The sequence below is a fragment of the Streptosporangium jomthongense genome (assembly GCF_042650425.1).
Classification (GTDB): Bacteria; Actinomycetota; Actinomycetes; order Streptosporangiales; family Streptosporangiaceae; genus Streptosporangium.
The window spans coordinates 197,572-216,516 of record NZ_JBHSBC010000012.1 but is presented as its reverse complement, the minus strand read 5'-3'; the positions used below and the strand labels follow the sequence as shown (position 1 = coordinate 216,516).

General features: G+C 71.2%; 13 protein-coding genes. 5 read left to right on the top strand and 8 right to left on the bottom strand.

Going from position 1 to position 18,945, the window contains the following annotated elements; translation table 11 throughout:
- The first annotated feature begins 5 nt into the window (after nucleotides 1-5).
- From ACFOYY_RS12730 to ACFOYY_RS12710, 5 genes are all read left to right on the top strand, one after another.
- On the top strand, nucleotides 6-1,091 hold the full coding sequence (locus ACFOYY_RS12730; RefSeq protein ID WP_386189888.1) for a branched-chain amino acid aminotransferase: 1,086 nt from the start codon (nucleotides 6-8) through the stop codon (nucleotides 1,089-1,091).
- Nucleotides 1,092-1,093: 2 nt separating this feature from the next.
- Entirely contained in the window at nucleotides 1,094-2,770 is a 1,677-nt protein-coding gene (locus ACFOYY_RS12725; protein ID WP_386189887.1) for a beta-ketoacyl [acyl carrier protein] synthase domain-containing protein, read from the top strand.
- The gene (locus tag ACFOYY_RS12720) at nucleotides 2,767-3,234 is read left to right on the top strand and encodes a PaaI family thioesterase (protein WP_386189886.1); all 468 of its coding nucleotides are present in this window, start codon (nucleotides 2,767-2,769) and stop codon (nucleotides 3,232-3,234) included. Before ACFOYY_RS12725 ends, ACFOYY_RS12720 begins: the two co-directional genes overlap by 4 nt.
- Nucleotides 3,235-3,448: 214 nt before the next feature.
- Nucleotides 3,449-5,800 carry a phosphoketolase family protein gene (locus ACFOYY_RS12715; RefSeq protein ID WP_386189885.1) on the top strand — a complete coding sequence of 784 codons (2,352 nt, stop codon included), beginning with the start codon at nucleotides 3,449-3,451 and terminating at the stop codon, nucleotides 5,798-5,800.
- Between the two features lie 102 nt (nucleotides 5,801-5,902).
- Nucleotides 5,903-6,343 carry an Hsp20/alpha crystallin family protein gene (locus tag ACFOYY_RS12710; protein WP_352009188.1) on the top strand — a complete coding sequence of 147 codons (441 nt, stop codon included), beginning with the start codon at nucleotides 5,903-5,905 and terminating at the stop codon, nucleotides 6,341-6,343.
- Nucleotides 6,344-6,412: 69 nt separating this feature from the next.
- Here ACFOYY_RS12710 and ftsH read toward each other — a convergent pair whose 3' ends face one another.
- The 8 genes from ftsH to ACFOYY_RS12670 all read right to left on the bottom strand — a co-directional run bounded on the left by ftsH (nucleotide 6,413) and on the right by ACFOYY_RS12670 (nucleotide 18,769).
- Nucleotides 6,413-8,344 (bottom strand): ATP-dependent zinc metalloprotease FtsH, encoded by a 1,932-nt coding sequence (ftsH, locus tag ACFOYY_RS12705; protein ID WP_362916844.1) that lies wholly within the window; start codon nucleotides 8,342-8,344, stop codon nucleotides 6,413-6,415.
- 81 nt (nucleotides 8,345-8,425) lie between these two features.
- Complete coding sequence (locus ACFOYY_RS12700) at nucleotides 8,426-9,022, bottom strand: CBS domain-containing protein (protein ID WP_352009467.1); 597 nt, start codon at nucleotides 9,020-9,022, stop codon at nucleotides 8,426-8,428.
- 92 nt (nucleotides 9,023-9,114) lie between these two features.
- Nucleotides 9,115-10,734, bottom strand: coding sequence for an alpha/beta fold hydrolase (locus ACFOYY_RS12695; protein WP_386189884.1), 1,620 nt, complete (start codon nucleotides 10,732-10,734; stop codon nucleotides 9,115-9,117).
- A gap of 261 nt (nucleotides 10,735-10,995) precedes the next feature.
- Nucleotides 10,996-12,054 carry a tellurite resistance/C4-dicarboxylate transporter family protein gene (locus tag ACFOYY_RS12690; protein WP_386189883.1) on the bottom strand — a complete coding sequence of 353 codons (1,059 nt, stop codon included), beginning with the start codon at nucleotides 12,052-12,054 and terminating at the stop codon, nucleotides 10,996-10,998.
- 1 nt (nucleotide 12,055) lies between these two features.
- A complete protein-coding gene (narI, locus tag ACFOYY_RS12685; RefSeq protein ID WP_386189882.1) occupies nucleotides 12,056-12,808 on the bottom strand; it encodes a respiratory nitrate reductase subunit gamma in 753 nt (250 codons plus the stop codon).
- Entirely contained in the window at nucleotides 12,805-13,434 is a 630-nt protein-coding gene (gene narJ / locus ACFOYY_RS12680) for a nitrate reductase molybdenum cofactor assembly chaperone (RefSeq protein WP_362916836.1), read from the bottom strand. The genes narI and narJ overlap by 4 nt, the downstream gene beginning before the upstream one ends.
- On the bottom strand, nucleotides 13,431-15,074 hold the full coding sequence (gene narH / locus ACFOYY_RS12675) for a nitrate reductase subunit beta (RefSeq protein WP_386189881.1): 1,644 nt from the start codon (nucleotides 15,072-15,074) through the stop codon (nucleotides 13,431-13,433). The genes narJ and narH overlap by 4 nt, the downstream gene beginning before the upstream one ends.
- Nucleotides 15,074-18,769, bottom strand: coding sequence for a nitrate reductase subunit alpha (locus ACFOYY_RS12670; RefSeq protein ID WP_352009195.1), 3,696 nt, complete (start codon nucleotides 18,767-18,769; stop codon nucleotides 15,074-15,076). Before ACFOYY_RS12670 ends, narH begins: the two co-directional genes overlap by 1 nt.
- Nucleotides 18,770-18,945 lie beyond the last annotated feature (176 nt).

Sequence of the window (18,945 nt, the reverse complement as noted above, 5' to 3'; positions counted from 1 at the left end):
CATTCATGAACGATGGTTTCCAGCTCCTTCGCACAACACATCCCCTTCCCGCGGCCGAACGGGAGGAAATCCTCGCTGCTCCGGGTTTCGGTCGTTTCTTCACCGACCACATGGCCTCCGCGACGTGGACGCAGGAGACCGGCTGGCATGACTTTCGGGTAACCGCTCTCGAACCAATTCCAATGCACCCCGGCGCGGCCGTCCTGCATTACGCCCAGGAGATTTTCGAGGGCCTCAAGGCATTCAGGCACGACGACGGGAGCATCTGGCTCTTCCGGCCCGACCTGAACGCGCGCCGTTTCGTGAACTCGGCCAGGAGGCTGGCCCTGCCCGTGCTGTCCGAGGAGCTCTTCGTCGCCAGCGTCGAGGCGCTGGTGCGCGCGGACGAGGCGTGGGTGCCGCCGTACGAGGGCGGGCGGAGCCTGTACCTCCGGCCGTTCATGTTCGGCTCCGAGGCCTTCCTCGGGGTGCGCCCGGCCGCGCACGTCACCTACGGCGTCATCGCCTGCCCCGCGGCCTCCTACTTCTCCTCCGGTCTCAGCGGCGTCAAGCTGTGGGTCAGCGAGAACTACGCGCGGGCGGGCAAGGGCGGCACCGGCGCCGCCAAGTGCGGCGGCAACTACGCCTCCAGCCTCGCCGCCCAGGTCGAGGCCCAGGAGCAGGGCTGCGACCAGGTGCTCTACCTCAGCGACGACGAGGAGCGCTACCTGGAGGAGTCGGGCACGATGAACCTCTTCCTGGTCACCGCGGACGGCGAGCTGGTCACGCCGGGCCTGGGCACGATCCTCGACGGCGTCACCAGGGACAGCGTGCTCGAACTGGCCGACGAGCACGGCCTGAAGCCGGCGCAGCGGCAGGTCGGCCTGGCCGAGCTGCGTGAGGGCTGCGCGAGCGGGGCGATCACCGAGATGTTCGCCTCGGGAACCGCCGCGGTCATCAACCCGATTCTCGGATTCAAGGGAAGAGAATACGAGCAGACCGTCGGCGGCGGCGTTCCCGGGGAAGTGACGACAAGTATGAGGAATCACATTCTGAACATTCAGTACGGCCTGGCCCCCGACACCCGCAACTGGCTTCGCCGGGTGATTTAAAGGTGGCGTCCGCCTTATCGGGCCGGGAAACGGAGAATACGCCCTCAGGACGTGTCGCCGTCATCGGGATCGGAATACGCGCGCCGGGCGGCGTGACGGACACCGCGTCATATTGGGACGCCATTGTCCGGGCCCGCGACCTGACCGGTGACTTACCGGCCGACCGTCGTGAGGCCTTCGGTGCCGAATGGGATGACGTGGTGACCCGAGGCGGTTACCTGGACAATCCCTTCGATTTCGACGCACGGTTCTTCGGCATGTCGCCGCGTGAGGCCCGCACGGTGGACCCCCAGCACAGGCTGCTGCTCGAAGTCGTCTGGGAGGCGTTCGAGGACGCGGGCACACCGCCGGGCGCCGGGGCGGAGGCGACCGGTGTGTTCGTGGGCATAACCGGCCAGGACTACCGGCACTGGCTGTCCGGGGAGCCCAACTCGTACTGGACGGTCGGCAACGGCCACAGCTTCTCCGCCGGGCGGATCGCGCACACGCTGGGCCTGGGCGGCCCCGCCGTCGCCATGGACACCGCCTGCTCCTCCTCCCTCGTCGCGATCCACACCGCCTGCCGGGCCCTCACCGCGGGCGACTGCGACCTGGCCGTCGCCGCCGGGGTCAACCTGGTCCTGTCCCCCCGCACGACCCGGGAGGTCGGCAGGACCGGGGCGCTGTCCCCGGACGGCGTCTCCCGGCCGTTCGACGCCGCCGCGAACGGGTTCGTGCGCGGTGAGGCGTGCGGGGCGGTCGTCCTCAAACGGCTGGACGACGCGCTCCGCGACCGTGACCGCGTCCACGCGGTGATCGACGGCAGCGCGATCAACCAGGACGGCCGCTCGGCCACCTTCACCGCCCCCAACGGCGACTCCCAGGCCAGGCTCATCGGGTCGCTGCTGGCCAGGATCGGCCTGACCGGCGCGGACATCGGCTACCACGAGGCGCACGGCACCGGGACCCAGCTCGGCGACCCGGTCGAGATGCGGGCCGTGACCACCGCGCTGCGCACCGGCGGAGGCGTTCTCCACGTCGGCTCGGTCAAGGCCAACCTCGGCCACACCGAGTCCGCAGCCGGGGTGATGGGACTGGTCAAGGCCGTCCTGTGCCTGGAGAACCGGTTGATCCCCCCGCAGGCGGGCTTCGAGACGCTCAACCCGCGCATCGACCTGACGGGGACAGGCGTGGTCGTCCCGGGACGGGCCCTGCCCTGGGGCCCGGAGGCGGGCGCGCGGGCCTCGGTCTGCTCGTACGGCATGAGCGGAACCAACGCCTACGCGGTGCTCTCCGCGGCGCCCGCCCCCGACCCGGTCCCCGCCCGGGACACCGGTCCCGTGCCCGGGTTCACGATCTCCGCCCGCACCCCGGCCGCGCTCGGGGAACTCGCCGGCCGGTACGGCGAGCACCTGGCGGGGCTCGCCGAGGACGGCTACCCGGCCTTCGCCCACACCGCGACCCACGGCAGGACACGCCACGCCCGCACGGTGTGGGTCGGCGCGGACTCGGCGGCGGCGGCGTGCGAGGCCGCCGAGGCGTTCGCGCACGGCCTCGACCATCCGGCCGTGCGCCCGCTCGCCGAGGACGAGCCAGCACCGTGGCCCGCCCCGGCCGGCGCGCGCGTCGTCGCGTCGCTGCCGTCCTATCCCTGGCAGCACGTCCGGCACGTCGTCGAGAGAGACGGGGGACAGGCATGACACGGCCACAGGAACGGGTGGGGGAGCACGCGCCCCTGAGCCCGCGCCTCTCCCTCGACGAGGTGCGCGGGCTGGTCACGGAGTTCTGGCCGGACTCCGGGCTGTGGGTGAGCGAGGTCTCGCCGCACCGGGTGGTCGTCACGGCGGGACCGGAGGGGCTGGAGTGCAGGCCGGGCGGCACCCTGTCCGGCCCGGCGATCTTCAAGGCGGCCGACCTGTCGTCCTTCCTGGCGATAAACGCCTACGCGGGCAGGGTGCTGACCGGGGTGCTGACGCACGGCAGCGTCAGCCTGCTCGAAGCGGCGGAACCCGGCCCGCTCACGGTCGTCGTCGAGGTGGTCAGGCTGGGCCGCCGGACGGCGGTGGCGAACGGGCGGATCAGCGACGCCGAGGGCGGGCTGATCGCCGTGACGACCATGCAGTTCGCGCTGCCCTCCCGGCAGGTGCTCAGCCCCGGTCCCTGAGGAGGCGCGGACCGACGTGGTGTCGGCGCTCCGGACGAGCCGCTCCAGCCCTTCCTGACCGGTGTGCGGCCCAGGCCGCCCGGTGTCGTCGTGCGTCCGGCCACGGGGATCTCCCCGCCAGGGCCGTACGACCCGGATGACGGGGTAGGGGCGCGGTACGGAAGAGGACGCAAGAGGGGACCAAGGTCCCTGGCCGACCACGTGAAGGACGGAAATGCTCATGGACATGGACACGCTGCGGGAAGTCGACATGTACTGGCGGGCGGCGAACTATCTGTCGGTCGGGCAGATCTACCTGCTGGACAACCCCCTATTGACCGAGCCCCTGGCTCCGGAGCACATCAAACCCCGGCTGCTTGGGCACTGGGGCACGACCCCCGGCCTGAACTTCTGCTTCGCCCACCTCAACCGGATCATCACCGGCAGGGACCAGGACATGATCTACATCGCCGGACCCGGGCACGGGGGGCCTGCGGCGGTGGCGCACGCCTGGCTTGAGGGCACCTACACCGAGCGCTACCCGGCCGTCACCCGTGACGAGGCCGGGATGCGGCGGCTGTTCCGCCAGTTCTCCTTCCCCGGCGGCATCCCCAGCCACGTCGCCCCGGAGACCCCCGGCTCGATCCACGAGGGCGGCGAACTCGGCTACAGCCTGGCCCACGCCCACGGCGCGGCCTTCGACAACCCGGACCTGGTGGTGGCCTGTGTGATCGGGGACGGCGAGGCCGAGACCGGCCCGCTCGCCGCGAGCTGGCACTCCAACAAGTTCACCGACCCCGTCCGCGACGGGGTGGTGCTGCCGATCCTGCACCTGAACGGCTACAAGATCGCCAACCCCACGGTCCTGGCCAGGATTCCCGAGAGTGACCTGGTCAAGCTGCTCGAAGGGTACGGCTACCGCCCGCACCTGGTCTCCGGGGACGACCCGGCCGCCATGCACGAGCTGATGGCCGCGACCATGGAGACGGTGTTCGACGAGATCGCCGCCTACAAGGAGGACCGGGGCGGCAGGCTGCCGATGATCGTGCTGCGCTCCCCGAAGGGATGGACCGGGCCCGCGGTCGTGGACGGGCTGCCGGTCGAGGGCACCTGGCGGGCGCACCAGGTGCCGCTGGCCGCGGTCCGCGACGACGCCGGGCACCGGGCGATGCTTGAGGAGTGGATGCGCTCCTACCGGCCGGAGGAACTGTTCGACGAGCTGGGCCGTCCGGTGGCCGAGATCACCGTCACCGTGCCGGAGGGCGAGCGGCGGATGAGCGCCAGCCCGCACGCCAACGGCGGTGTGCTGCTGCGCCCGCTGACGCTGCCCGACTTCCGTGACCACGCGGTGCAGGTCAAGTCCCCGGCCGTCGAGTCGTCCGAGCCGACCCGGGTGCTCGGCGGGTGGCTGCGCGACGTGATCGCCGCCAACCCGGAGACCTTCCGGCTGCTCGGGCCGGACGAGACGGCCTCCAACCGGCTGTCGGCGGTGTTCGAGACCACGGCCAAGGCCTGGGAGGCCGAGATCCTGCCGACGGACGAGCACCTGGCCCCCGGCGGACGCGTGATGGAGGTGCTCAGCGAGCACCTGTGCCAGGGCTGGCTCGAAGGGTATCTGCTGACCGGCAGGCACGGCCTCTTCAACTGCTACGAGGCGTTCATCCACATCGTGGACGCCATGTTCAACCAGCACGCCAAGTGGCTTGAGTCGTCCAGGAAGATCGGCTGGCGGGCGCCGGTCGCGTCGCTGAACTACCTGCTGTCCTCGCACGTGTGGCGTCAGGACCACAACGGGTTCAGCCACCAGGACCCGGGCTTCCTCGACGTGGTGGTGAACAAGAAGGCCGAGGTGGTGCGGGTCTACCTGCCGCCGGACGCCAACACGCTGCTGTCGGTCGCCGACCACTGCCTGCGCTCGCGGGACTACGTGAACGTGGTCGTGGCGGGCAAACAGCCGGTGCTCGACCTGTTCCCCATGGGCGAGGCGATCGCGCACTGCACCAGGGGGCTGGGCATCCTGGAGTGGGCGGGCACCGAGCACCGGCCCCAGCAGGACACGGCCGCCGAGGCCGGGCCGGACGTGGTGCTGGCCTGCGCCGGGGACGTGCCGACCCTGGAGACGCTGGCCGCGGCGGCGCTGCTGCGCGAGCACCTGCCCGAGCTGAGGGTCCGGGTGGTCAACGTGGTCGACCTGATGCGCCTGCAGCAGCCGTCGGAGCACCCGCACGGGATGCCGGACGCGGAGTTCGACGCGCTGTTCACCCCGGACAAACCGGTGATCTTCAACTTCCACGGTTACCCCTGGCTGATCCACCGGCTCACCTACCGGCGTACCAACCACGCCGGGCTGCACGTGCGGGGCTACAAGGAGGAGGGCACGACGACCACCCCGTTCGACATGGCGATGCTCAACGACATCGACCGCTACCACCTGGTGATGGACGTGATCGACCGGGTTCCCGGGCTGGCGGTCAGGGCCGCGTGGCTGCGCCAGCGGATGGCCGACACCCGGCTGCGGGCGCGGGCCCACACGCGGGAGTACGGGGAGGACCTGCCGGAGGTGCGTGACTGGGCCTGGCCGTACTGAACCGTAATCCGGAAAGACCCTTGCTTTAGGGATTTTTGCCGCTATGTCCACCTATGTCGGGAAATGAGAGAGGGGGATGGAACCCACAACAGGGAGGAACCCATGAGCACACCGATGCGCCGTGAGCAGAGAGGCCTCGTTCCGGAGCTGTTCGACTGGCTTGAGCTTCCCTTCGCGGCGCTGCGGCCGCCCGCGGCACAGCCCATCAAGTTCGAGGACTACGTCAAGGACGACCGCTACGTCCTGCGGGCCGAGCTGCCGGGGATCGACCCGGGCAAGGACGTGGAGATCACGGTGTCGAACGGGGTCCTGACCGTACACGCGGAACGGCGCGACGAGCACCGCGACCAGCACAGGACGGAGTTCAGCTACGGCTCCTTCACCCGTTCGGTCAGCCTGCCGCCGGGAGCCGACGAGAACGACATCAAGGCCACCTACGACAAGGGGATCCTGGAGGTCAGCGTCAGACGCGCCGGGCGCGAGCGGGAGGGCAAGCGCATCCCCGTCGAGTCCCAGACACGGCAGCAGCAGAAGAAGAGCTGACCGGGCGAGAGGCGGGGGAGGGCACCGGACGCCTCGCCTCCGCCGGGCGCGGCGGGATCCGGACGGGGTTCACGAGGCCCGGGCGTGCGGGCCCGCCGCGCGCTCCGCGCGCAGCACGCCTCCGACGACCTCGCCGTCGACGGTCTCCTGTTCGAGCAGGATCGCCGCCAGCCGGTCGAGGGCGCCGCGGTGGGTGCGCAGCAGGCCGACCGCGCGCCGCTCCGCCTCGGCGAGCAGGCGGGCCACCTCCTCGTCGATGACCTGCTGGGTCCGCTCCGAGTACGGCCTGCGCGCCAGGGTCTCGGCCTCCTCACCCAGATACTGGGGGCTCGACGAGGAGTAGCCGACGGGGCCGAGGGCCGGGGAGAGGCCGAAGTCGCGCACCATGCGGGTGGCGATCTGGGTCGCGCCCGCCAGGTCGTTGGCCGCGCCGGTCGAACCCTCACCGAAGACGACCAGCTCGGCCGCCCGGCCACCGAGCCGTACGGCCAGCAGGTCGGCCAGGTAGCTCTCGCCGTAGAGGTGCCGTTCGGCCTCGGGAAGCTGCTCGGTGACACCGAGGGTCATGCCCGCGGGCAGGATCGTCACCTTGGCGACCGGGTCGGCGTGCTCGCACAGCGCCGCGAGCAGGGCGTGCCCCGACTCGTGGACGGCGACCGCGTGCCGCTCCTGGGGCAGCAGGGCGTTGGAGGTGTCCCTGCGGCCGAGCAGCACGCGGTCACGCGCCGCGCCGAGGTCGCCGGGGGTGATGGTGGTACGGCCCGCCCTGACCGCGTTGATCGCGGCCTCGTTGACGAGGTTGGCCAGGTCGGCGCCGGAGAAGCCGGGGGTGGCGCGGGCGACGACCCCGAGGTCGGCGTCCGGGGCGAGGTGTTTGCCCGTCGAGTGGACGGTCAGGATCGCCGCCCGCTCGGCCTGGTTGGGCAACGGCACGGTCACCTGACGGTCGAAGCGCCCCGGCCGCAGCAGGGCCGGGTCGAGGGTCTCCGGCCGGTTGGTCGCGGCCAGGACGACGATCCCGCTGCCCTGGTCGAAGCCGTCCATCTCCGCGAGCAGCTGGTTGAGGGTCTGCTCACGCTCGTCGTTGCCCCCGGTCACCGTCCCCGAGCCCCGGCGGCCCCCGATCGCGTCGATCTCGTCGATGAACACGATCGAGGGAGCGCGCTTGCGCGCCTCGTCGAACAGGTCGCGCACCCGGGAGGCGCCGACGCCGACGAACATCTCCACGAACCCCGAGCCGGTGACCGACAGGAACGGCACCTCCGCCTCACCGGCGACGGCCCTGGCGATGAGCGTCTTGCCGGTTCCCGGCGGGCCGACCATGATCACGCCCCGGGGTGGCTTGGCGCCCGCGGCGGCGTACCGCTCGGGCGCCCGCAGGAAGTCGATCATCTCGCTGATCTCCTGCTTGACGCCGTCGTACCCGGCGACGTCGGAGAACCTGGTGGTCGGGCGCTCCGCCTCGATGATCTTCGCCTTGGAGCGGCCGAAGCCGCCGATGCCGCCGATGCCTCCGGAGAGGGACTGCTGCGCCTGCCGGCCCGTCCAGGCGAACAGGCCGATGAGCAGCAGCAGCGGCAGGAATCCGATCAGGGCCGACCAGAGGGAGCCTCCCGACTGGGTCGCCGTGGTCTGGACGTCCTTGGCACGCAGCCGGTTCTCCAGCTGGGCGGAGTTGGGCGCGGTGGGGATCTGGCTGGTGAACCTCGTGCCGTCCTTCAGGGTGCCGGTGACCGCGCCCTGGTCGTCGATGGAGACGGTCTTGACCTGCCCGGCGTCCACCCTGGTCAGCAGGTCGCTGTAGGAGTACGGCGCGGGCGGGTTCCCCCCGAGCAACAGCGGGACCAGCAGCCAGACCAGGATGATCAGCGTGCCGATCGGCAGCAGCCAGCTCCGCCAGCCACCGGAGGGCGGCGTCGCGGGAGGCGGCGGGTCCTTCGAGGGACCCGGGTTCGCCTTGCCCGTCAGGTGCCGGCCGAACAGCCGCATCGGGGTGATCATCCGCAGGCCTCCATGTCGGCTCCCCCCTTAGGGCCAGTCTCCGGCCGGGAGACGGGTTCCGGCAGGGCCGAAAGACCCGAATCAGCCCAGGTGCCTGACCCTGACCACCCCGGGGACCGTACGGGCGAGCAGGTCGGCGATGTCGTCCACGCTCGCGGCGTGACGGCCGCGCAGCTCGACCATCCCGTCACGCACCACGACCTCCCAGGACGGTCCCGCGGGGTAGCGCTCACGCAGCGCGGCCAGTACGTCGGCGCGGATGTCCTCGTCGGGACGGGCCAGCAGGGCAAGCAGGTCACGGCGGCTGAGCATGCCGACCACCCGATCCCCCCTGGTCACCGGCAGGCTCTTGACCCGCCTGCAGATCATCAGGTCGATCGCCGCGGTGACGTCGGTCGTCTCCGTCACGGTCGTGACCTCGGAGGTCATGACGTCGGCGACCGTGTACGGCGCGGGCGCCGAGTGCCCGAGCACGATCCTGGCGCTGGAGCGGGGGTCGCGCTCGAACTCACCGCGCAGCAGGTCCATCTCGCTGACGACCCCCGCCAGGCGGCCGTCGCCGTCCAGCACGGGCGCCGCGGTGACGTCGTGCCCGTACAGGACGCGCACCGCCCGCCGTACCGGATCGGAGGGGCCGACCGTGACCACGTCCGTGGTCATCACCTCCCGGACCAGCATGGTCGTCACCCGCCTCTCGTCACTCCCGCGGTCATGTGTCCTCACCGCCATCCCAGCCCGGAACGCCGGCGGGACGGTAGAGGCGGAGGTCCTCACCCGGGCTTCCGCCAGGGGCGCCGGGAGGGAAGCCCTGCCGGAGCGAACCCGCCCACCGGGGGCGGGCACCCGGCCCGGCCGCGGGAGGAGGAACCACGGAGCCCGAACGCCGGACCCTCCTCCCGCGGCCCGCTCCTACCGTCGTCCGTCGCCGGGCAGCGCAGGCCCCGCGACGGCACGGTCAGTGAGATCAGGTAGTCGTCCATGGCCTTCGTGGTGCACTCGGTCATGCCGTAGACGCCGTGTCCCCAGCCCTCGTAGGTGAGCAGCACGGCCCTGGGGCCGAGCTGGCGGGCCGCGTTGGCCGACCACGTGTACGGCGTGTCGGGGTCGTGCAGGGAGTTGGCGAGCAGCAGCGGCGCGGTGCCCGTGTACCGGAGCCGGTGCTGCGGGTTGTTGACGGGATGGCCCTGGCAGATGGGCATGTCCCCCATCGGCATCGGGTTGTAGCGCATGTCGGGGGCCAGGCGGTTGGCGCCGCGCAGCAGCCGCTCGTACTCGGCGTAGCTCCGCACCGACAGGTCGTGGTCCTCACAGAGGATCGCGGTCGGCAGTTCGGCGAGTTCCCCGTCCACGGGCCCGTTGCCGGGCGGGGGCGGCAGGTCGGACGGCACGGGGCCGCCGTCCAGGGCGAGGATCACCTGGGCCAGCGACTGCCAGGCGGGTCCCTCGTTGAGCACCACACCGAGCCAGAGGAGGTTGTGGGCGCTCAGCGGGCGGTCGGTGACGCCGGGGTAGTAGAGCTCCCCGCGCTGGGCCTTGGCGATCAGCCCCTGCCACACCTGCCGGACGTCGCGTCCGTTCAGCGCGCAGGAGGCGTCCCGGTCGCACCAGGCGACGAACTCGTCGAAGGCGTCCTCGACGCCGGCCGCCTCGGTCTCCTGGAACGCCCTGACACCGAGACTGTGGTCCATGTTGCTGTCCAGCACCATGGCCCGGACCCGCCGCGGGAAGAGCTCGGCGTACATCTGCTGGGCGAGCGTGCCGTAGGAGACCCCGTAGGAGGTGAGCCTGCTCTCCCCGAGGGCGGCGCGGATGGCGTCCATGTCGCGCGCCACGTTGACCGAGTCGACGTGGTCGTACACGGGGCCGGTGCGCTGCCTGCAGTCCGCGCGCAGCGTCCTGTTGTAGGCGATCCACCTGTCGTAGTCGGCCTGGCTCTTCATGATCGGGTCCGGCATCCGGTTGTACACCGACGCCGAGCAGACCACCGCGTTGCTGCGGGCGACGCCCCGGGGGTCGTAGCCGACGACGTCGAAGCGCCGACGGATCTCCTCGCTGAAGCCGGGGGCGCGCAGGACGTCGTTCACGCCCGATCCGCCGGGCCCGCCGGGGTTGGTCAGGAGGGAGCCGATCCTGGCCGAGGGGTCGGTGGCCCTGCGCCGGGCGAGGGCCAGGTCGATTGTGTCCCCGTACGGTTTCGACCAGTCGACCGGGACGGTCAGCGTGCCGCACTCGATGGCCGGGTCCTCCTCGCACGAACCCCAGGTGATGCCGTTCCCTCCGGTGGTGTCGGCCGCCTCGGCCGTCGTGAGGGGGCACAGGGCCGTCATGGCGGGGCACAGGGCCGCCACCGCCACGAGGACGACGGCGAGTTTGGAGAGTCCTCTCCGCAACGTTGCTCCAATCGTCGATTGGCAGATCAAGCCGTTCGTGCGGCGGGGGATCGGTCCTGGCCGTGCCGCGCGTGGCCGCATCGGAGGCTCACCGGATGCCGGCCCCCGGACCGTGGGGGCGATCCCGGGCCGCAACGGGGCCGTTGACATCTGTCTCGTGTTGATCTTCTGGCATGCTACCGACCATTACCGCCATGTGCGATAAATCGCATTTGAAGCTGATATATCGCCACAATGGGTGGTCGTCGGGTGGCGCTCAGGTCAACCGGGGGAACGGGTGAGCGAGCGGGCGGCGCGGGCCAGGTGGACCGCCATCGCGCAGAACGTGAGAACCCAGGCCGCCAGCCCGAACCACACCTCGACGTCGCCGAAGGCCGTCACCAGGCCGAGACCGGTCGCCTCGCCCAGACCGTGGGAGGCGGCGGCGTAGGTGCCCAGCGGGAAGACCAGGCTCCACATCCCGGGCCCGTAGCGCAACGGGACGCCGCGCCGTACGTGCCGCCACCAGCCCGCCAGGAGCAGGGCGAAGAAGACCCAGGTCGCGAACCCCCAGAAGACCACGCCCACGTGCAGGGCGAAGTCATGGACCACCTCGGCGGCGGGCGCCTCCCGCATGCCCGCGATCTTCGCCGCCGCGACGACGCTGATCGCGTTGGCGCCCATCGCGACCCAGTAGGGCGGGTTCAGCTCGTCGGCGTCCATCTCGAACAGCATCAGCCGGAAGCACACGACGACGCCGACCAGCAGATAGAGCCACATGGAGATCGACCAGACCGCCACGGCGAACAGCGCCAGGGCGTCGCGGGGACCGGCCCCGGCGCGTTCGAGCGTCGCGGCGAGGATCGCGACGGACTGCCCGCCGACGACCCAGACGAACCAGGTCCCGTTGGCCCGCGCCAGGGCCTTGACGCTCTCGTGCCGCAGCACGCTCGCCCAGGGAACGAGGTAGGCCAGGACGAGCCAGCTGAGCGCGCCGACGACGAGGAACACCGTCGCGACCCCGAGACGGCCGTCCATGGCGATCCGGGTGCCGAGCAGGTCGGTCGCGGCGACGAAGGTGAAGAAACCGAAGGCCTTCGCCGGGTCGCCCAGGTCGCGGGCCGTCTCCGCCCGGCAGCCGAGCAGCCGCCACCCGGACAGGACCAGCAGCACGGCGTAGCCCGCGATCCCCACCCAGAGCAGGACGGCAGAGGGAACCTTCAGGCCCATGGCGCGCGTGTCGACCGAGATGATGCCCGTCGCCATCACCATGGCGAAGTAGGCGGGCTCCAGATTCCGCACCGCGGCCCGCCGTACGTCCCCCGGGGACGGCAGGCGCATCTCAGGCGGGTCCGCCGATCCTGCGCCATCTGCGGCCCGCCGTACCGGGCTCGGGTGGCAGGATGACCCCGCGGCTGCGGTAGACCACGAACGGCCGCCACAGGTACCACAGCGGGAAGCTCCAGGCGTGGACCAGGCGGCTGAACGGCCAGACCGCCCACAGGACCCAGGCGGCCGTCGCGTGCAGCCGGTAGACCGCGGGCGCGTTCGCCACGGCGGCGACGTCGGGCGAGCCGGTGAACAGGCCGCGGAACCACGGGGCCACGGTGAGCCGGTAGTCGTATCCCGGCCCCAGCAGGTTCCACCAGATGGTGGGCACGACCCCGGTGATCACGATGACCAGCAGCAGCACCAGGGCGACGTAGTCGATCTTCGCCGTCGTGGCCCTGACCCGCCGGACGAGCATCCTGCGGCCGGCGAGGATGACGATGCCGACCACCACCACGACCGCGGCCAGCCCGCCGCCGACGGCGGAGAACCACCGGTAGACCTCCTCGGGAATCCCGAGGGCGTGGGTGAAGGAGGCCGGGACGAGGATGCCCATGACGTGCCCGAGGATCGCGGCGAACGCCCCGTAGTGGAACAGCGGCGCCCCCCATTTGAGCAGCCGGCGTTCGAGGAGCTCGGTCGAGTAGCAGTCCCAGCCGAACCTGTCGTAGCGCCACCGCCACACGTGACCGACCACGAAGACGGTCATCGCGACGTAGGGCAGCACGACCCACCAGAACACGTCCAGGGCGCCGGTGCCGTTCATCGTGCCTCCTGTCCGCCGGTCAGGCCGGAGAGGTACTCCGGGGGCGCGAACGGTTCGAGCCCGACCTCCTCACTGGGCGGGCCGCTCTCCCACAGCGCCCGCACCGCCCTCAGCTCCGCGCGCCGCAGCCCGGGAAGCAGTGCGCAGACCGCCTCGACGACATGCGTGTACGGCGTGCCCGCCGCCTCAAGCGACCGCCTGAGCAGGTCGAGGTCGGCACGGCGGCGGCGCAGCAGCGCCATCCCCTCCGGGTGGAGGGCGGCGAACTCAAGCACGAGCGGCAGGAAGTCGGGCAGCTCCTCCTCGCAGGGCAGCAGCCCCGCCCGCCGGTAGGCGGCCTTGTAGGCGAGCATCGCCATCCCGCGCCCGCGCGTGTCGCCGTGCCGGTGGTAACTCAGGTAGAGGGCGCAGCGGTGACGCAGGTCGAAGGTCTCCACGTAGTGCCCGACCACCTCACCGGGCGGTTCGGCCCGCAGCCAGGCCAGGAAGGCGGCGAACCCCGCCCGCGCGGCCCTGGGCGTGGCACGGGCGGCCTCGTCGAGCCGGTCGGCCCCCTCGAACAGGGCCGGTCGAGGGTACTGCAGCAGCACCGAGGCCAGCTTGCACGCCGTCTCGGCCGCGTTCACGTCGCCTCCCCCTGAGCCTCGGGGAACTGAGCTTCGGGGAACTGGGCCCCGGGGAACAGCCGCGACGGGTCGCCGGTGCCGTCCCAGCCGAGCAGGTTGGCGTGCAGCCGCCCGTCCTGCCCGCGGAAGACGGGCGCCTCCCCGGCCGGGGCGGAAGGCGGTCCGTGACCGCCCATGCCGGGCCCGCCCTCACCGTCGAGGCTGCAGAACAGCTCCTGGTGCTGGGCGCTCAGCGCCCCGGCCTCCTCGGCGTGGACCTGCGGGATGACGTAGCGGTCCTCGTACTTGGCGATCGCCAGCAGCCGGTACAGGTCGTCCACGTCGTCGGGGGTCATGCCGACCGAGTGCGGCACCTCCTCCCCGGGGTCCCTGCCGAGCTGTACGGCCCGCATGACCGCCCTGACCGCGGCGAGCCTGCGCAGCACCAGGCGCACGGTCTCCGTCCTGCCCGCGGTGAAGAGGTTGGCCAGATACTCGACGGGCACCCGCAGCGCGTCGATGGCGGCGAAGACCCGGTCGGGGTCGGCCGGGTCGTAGCCCTCGGCGTGCGCGACGTCGGCGACCGGCGACAACGGCGGGATGTACCAGACCATGGGCAGCGTGCGGAACTCGGGATGCAGCGGCAGCGCCACCCGGTGCCGTACGGCCAGCGCGTGCACCGGGGAACGCAGGGCCGCCTCGATCCAGTCGTCCGGGATGCCGCAGCGCGCGGCCTCCGCCCTGACGTGCGGGTCACCCGGGTCGAGGAACACCGACAGCTGCGCCTCGTAGAGGTCCTGCGGGTCCGGCGTCGAGGCGGCGGCGAGCACCGCGTCGGCGTCGTAGAGCAGCAGCCCGAGATAGCGCAGCCGTCCCACGCACGTCTCCGAGCAGATCGTGGGCTGGCCCGACTCGATCCTGGGGAAGCAGAACGTGCACTTCTCGGCCTTGCCGGTCCTGTAGTTGAAGTACACCTTCTTGTACGGGCAGCCGGAGACGCAGAAGCGCCAGCCCCGGCACCGGTTCTGGTCGACCAGGACGATGCCGTCCTCCTGCCGCTTGTACATCGCCCCCGACGGGCACGAGGCCACGCACGAGGGGTTCAGGCAGTGCTCGCAGATGCGCGGCAGGTAGAACATGAAGACCTGCTCGAACTCCATCCGCACCCGCTCCTGGAGCCCTTCGAGGTCGGGGTCGCCCGGGGCGTGCTCGGGCGCGCCCGCCAGGTCGTCGTCGAAGTTGCTGCCCCACCGGATGCGCATGTCCTCACCGGTGAGGGTGGAGACGGAGTGCGCGCTGGGGTTGACCGTGCCCAGCGGCGCGTCGATGACGGTGCGGTAGTCGTAGGTCCACGGCTCGCCGTAGTCGTCGATCGTGGGCAGGTCGGGGTTGTAGAACATCTCCAGCAGGCGGCGCAGCCTGCCGCCCGCCCTGAGGGTGAGCCGCCCCTTTCCGTCCAGTTTCCAGCCGCCCCGCCACTGCCGCTGGTCCTCGTACCGCCTGGGGTAGCCGACCCCCGGCTTGGTCTCGACGTTGTTGAAGTAGACGTACTCCAGGCCCGGCCGGTTGGTCCAGACCTGCTTGCAGGTGACCGAGCAGGTGTGACAGCCGATGCACTTGTCGAGGTTCATCACCATCGCGACCTGCGCCATGACGCGCATCAGAACCGCACCTCCTGTGACCGCCTGCGGATGACGACGAACTCGTCCCGCTGGAACCCCGACGGGCCGTAGTAGTTGAAGGCGAACGTGAGCTGGCCGTACCCGCCGATCATGTGGGTGGGTTTGACGATCACCCTGGTCAGCGAGTTGTCCGCGCCTCCGGGCCAGCCGGAGATCTCCGAGTGGGGGGTCATCAGGTTGCGGTCCTTGGCGTGGTACATGAAGACCGTCCCCTCCGGCATCCGGTGGGTGACCACGGCACGGCAGGCGACCACGCCGTTGCGGTTGTAGGCCTCGATCCAGTCGTTGTCGGCGACCCCGATCCGCTCGGCGTCCTGACGGCTCATCCAGATGACCGGGCCGCCGCGGAACAGCCGCAGCATGTGCAGGTTGTCCTGGTACTCGGAGTGGATCGACCACTTGGAGTGCGGGGTGAGGTAGCGCACCGTCACCTCGGGGCGGCCGTCCTCGCCCAGCCCCTGGGAGCCGAACAGCCGGGCGTAGTTGAGCGGCGGACGGTAGTTCGGCAGCATCTCGCCGTACTCGGCGAGCCAGTCGTGGTCGAGGAGGAAGTGCATGCGCCCGGTCAGCGTGTGCCACGGTTTGCGGCGCTCGACGTTCATCGTGAACGGCGAGTAGCGCCGCCCGCCGTTCTCCAGGCCGGACCACTCGGGGGAGGCGAACACGGTCCTGGGCTGGACCTGGGTGTCGGTGAAGCTGATCCGCCGTCCCGCGTTCTCCTCGGCCAGGTCGGCGAAGCTCACCCCGGTGCGCTCGCCCAGCGCCCGCCACCCCTGGACGCCGACCTGCCCGTTGGTGCTGCAGGAGAGCGCCATGATGGCCTCGGCCATGTTCACGTCGCGTGCCAGCGAGGGACGGCCGTCGCCGGGTCCGCCGCGCACCAGGCCGTTGTCGCGACCGAGCTGACCGACGGCGGCAGAGGGCACCCAGGAGATGCCCTTGCACGCGGTGCCGAGGGTGTCGACGAGCGGGCCGAGCGCCGCCATCTTGCCGGCCACGGCGCCGTAGTCCCGTTCGATCGTGACCAGCTTCGGCATCGTCACACCCGGTACGGGCTCGCACTGCCCCGCCTTCCAGTCGAGCACCCTGCCGCCCGGCTGGGCCAGCTCGTCCGGGGTGTCGTGGGCCAGCGGCGAGGCCACCACGTCGGTGCGGGTGCCCAGGTGCACGGCACCGAGCCGGGACACCTCCTCGGCGATCGTCATGAACGCCTCGAAGTCGCTGCGCGCCTCCCAGGGCGGGGCGATGGCCGGGTTGAAGGAGTGGATGAACGGATGCATGTCCGTGGTGGACAGGTCGTACTTCTCGTACCAGGTCGCCGCGGGCAGCACCACGTCCGAGTAGGTGCAGGTGCCGGTCATCCGGAAGTCGATCGTGACGAGCAGGTCGAGCTTGCCGCGCGGTGCCTCCGCGCGCCAGGTCACCTCCGCGGGCCGTACGGCGGGCGGTGACTCCTCGGCCCTGACCGCGTCGACGGTGCCGAGCAGGTGCCGCATGAAGTACTCCATGCCCTTGCCCGAGGAGCCGAACAGGTTGGCCCGCCAGGCGATCAGGACACGCGGGAAGTTGCGCGGGTCGTCGGGGTCCTCGGCGGCGAAACGCAGCCGTCCCGCCTTCAGCTCCGCCACGACGTGGTCGGCGACGGGCCGTCCCGCCCGCGCGGCCTCGTCGGCGAGGTCGAGCGGGTTGCGGTCGAAGGCGGGGGCCGCGGAGGTCCAGCCGAGCCGCTGGGCCTGCACGACGCAGTCGGCGAAGGAACGGCCCTCGAACAGCCCGGGCCCGAGCGGGCTGGACAGCTCTCCCGCGCCGAACAGCTCGTAGCGCCACTGGTCGGTGTGCAGGTACCAGTACGGCGTCGCGGCCGTCTGCCGGGCGGGCCGCTGCCAGTCGAGCGCGAAGGCGAGCTGCGACCAGCCGGTGAGCGGGCGGATCTTCTCCTGCCCGACGTAGTGGGCCCAGCCGCCGCCGTTGACCCCCTGGCAGCCGCACAGCATGATCAGTGTGAGGAAGGCCCGGTAGGTCTGGTCGGAGTTGCACCACTGGTTGGTGCCGCCGCCCATGCAGATCATCGACCGGCCCCGGGAGACCTCCGCGTTGCGGGCGAACTCCCTGGCCACCCGGGTCGCCGCGGCGGCGGGCACCGAGGTGATCGCCTCCTGCCAGGCGGGGGTGAACGGCTCGGGGTCGTCGTAGCCCGCGGGCCACCGACCGGGCAGGCCGTCGCGCCGTACGGCGTAGTGCGCCATCACCAGGTCGAAGACCGTCGTGACCAGGTGGCCGCCGACCCGCGTCACCGGGACCCCCCGGCGCACGCTCGTGCCGCCCTCGGTCGCCCCGGTGTCGAAGCGGGGCAGGTCGACGGCGAGCGCGTCGGTGTGCCTGCCGTACAGGGTCAGCAGGGGGTCGACCCCGCCCAGGCCGAGGTTCCAGCGGCCCTTTCCCTCCTCGCCGAAGCGGAAGCCGAGCGAGCCGTTGGGCACCTTCGGCGCGCCGTCCGCCGCGTCGAGCAGCACCTGCTTGTGCGCGGCGCCCTCACCGGTCTCGCCGATGTCGGCGGCGGTCAGGAAACGGCCGGGCACGTGGGCGTCACCGCGTTCGGTCAGCGTCACCAGCAGCGGCAGGTCGGTGTAGGACTTGACGTAGTCGGTGAAGTAGGGCACCTGGCGGTCGCGGAAGAACTCCGAGAGCACGACGTGCCCCATGGCCATGGCCAGCGCGCCGTCGGTGCCGGGGCGGGCCGCCAGCCAGTCGTCGGCGAACTTGGTGTGGTCGGAGTAGTCGGGGGAGACCACGACGACCTTCTGCCCCCGGTACCGCGCCTCGGTCATGAAGTGCGCGTCCGGGGTGCGGGTGATGGGCAGGTTCGTCCCCCAGACCATCAGGTAGGAGGAGTTCCACCAGTCACCGGACTCGGGCACGTCCGTCTGGTCGCCGAAGACCTGCGGCGAGGCGATCGGCAGGTCGGCGTACCAGTCGTAGAACGACAGGATGGTGCCGCCGATCAGCGAGAGGAAGCGCGTCCCGGCCGTGTAGGACACCAGCGACATCCCCGGGATGGGGGAGAAGCCCGCCACCCGGTCGGGACCGTACTCCTTGATGGTGTGCACGTGGGCGGCGGCGATCAGCTCGCTCACCTCGGGCCAGGTCGAGCGGACGAACCCGCCCTTGCCCCGCGCCTGCTTGTACCGGGCGGCCCGTTCGGGGTCGCCGGTGATCTCCGCCCAGGCCAGGACCGGGTCGCCGAGCCGCTCGCGCTCCTGCCGCCACATCTCCAGCAGGGGCCCCCGCACGTACGGGTGGCGCACCCGGGAGGGGGAGTAGGTGTACCAGGAGAACGCCGCGCCCCTCGGGCAGCCGCGTGGCTCGTATTCGGGGGAGTCCGTCCCGGTCGAGGGGTAGTCGGTCTGCTGGGTCTCCCAGGTGATGATCCCGTCCTTGACGTAGACCTTCCAGGAGCACGATCCGGTGCAGTTCACCCCGTGGGTCGAACGCACCACCTTGTCGTGGCGCCAGCGCTCGCGGTAGAACTCCTCGGCGCCCCGGCCGTCGACGTGGTACAGGTCGTGCCGATCCCGCGAGGGCGTGCCCGTGGTGAAGAACTGCGCGGCGCGCAGCAGCGCCTCGGCGGGCTTGCCGCCGGGCGGTGGAGGCGGGGAAACCGCCGGTTCTGCCATAAGATCACCCCGATTTAATACGGTATGCCGGAAAGGCAATACCGCTTGATTCTTTGGGTGAAATATGGCGATTAAATTGCTTTAATGGATTTAAGGGGAGATGTTTGGCTTCGGGTTGCTGACCAGGGGAAACGCCGGTTTCCTGGAGGGTGGTTGGCCCTTCCGTGGCCGGTTCC

Excerpts from the sequence above, each read along its gene's own strand:
- ftsH (WP_362916844.1), bottom strand. The coding sequence starts at position 8,344 with ATGATCACCCCGATGCGGCTGTTCGGCCGGCACCTGACGGGCAAGGCG.
- ACFOYY_RS12710 (WP_352009188.1), top strand. The coding sequence starts at position 5,903 with ATGAGCACACCGATGCGCCGTGAGCAGAGAGGCCTCGTTCCGGAGCTG.
- ACFOYY_RS12670 (WP_352009195.1), bottom strand. The coding sequence starts at position 18,769 with ATGGCAGAACCGGCGGTTTCCCCGCCTCCACCGCCCGGCGGCAAGCCC.
- ACFOYY_RS12715 (WP_386189885.1), top strand. The coding sequence starts at position 3,449 with ATGCTCATGGACATGGACACGCTGCGGGAAGTCGACATGTACTGGCGG.
- narI (WP_386189882.1), bottom strand. The coding sequence starts at position 12,808 with ATGAACGGCACCGGCGCCCTGGACGTGTTCTGGTGGGTCGTGCTGCCC.
- ACFOYY_RS12730 (WP_386189888.1), top strand. The coding sequence starts at position 6 with ATGAACGATGGTTTCCAGCTCCTTCGCACAACACATCCCCTTCCCGCG.
- ACFOYY_RS12720 (WP_386189886.1), top strand. The coding sequence starts at position 2,767 with ATGACACGGCCACAGGAACGGGTGGGGGAGCACGCGCCCCTGAGCCCG.
- narH (WP_386189881.1), bottom strand. The coding sequence starts at position 15,074 with ATGCGCGTCATGGCGCAGGTCGCGATGGTGATGAACCTCGACAAGTGC.
- ACFOYY_RS12700 (WP_352009467.1), bottom strand. The coding sequence starts at position 9,022 with ATGCTGGTCCGGGAGGTGATGACCACGGACGTGGTCACGGTCGGCCCC.
- ACFOYY_RS12690 (WP_386189883.1), bottom strand. The coding sequence starts at position 12,054 with ATGCGCCTGCCGTCCCCGGGGGACGTACGGCGGGCCGCGGTGCGGAAT.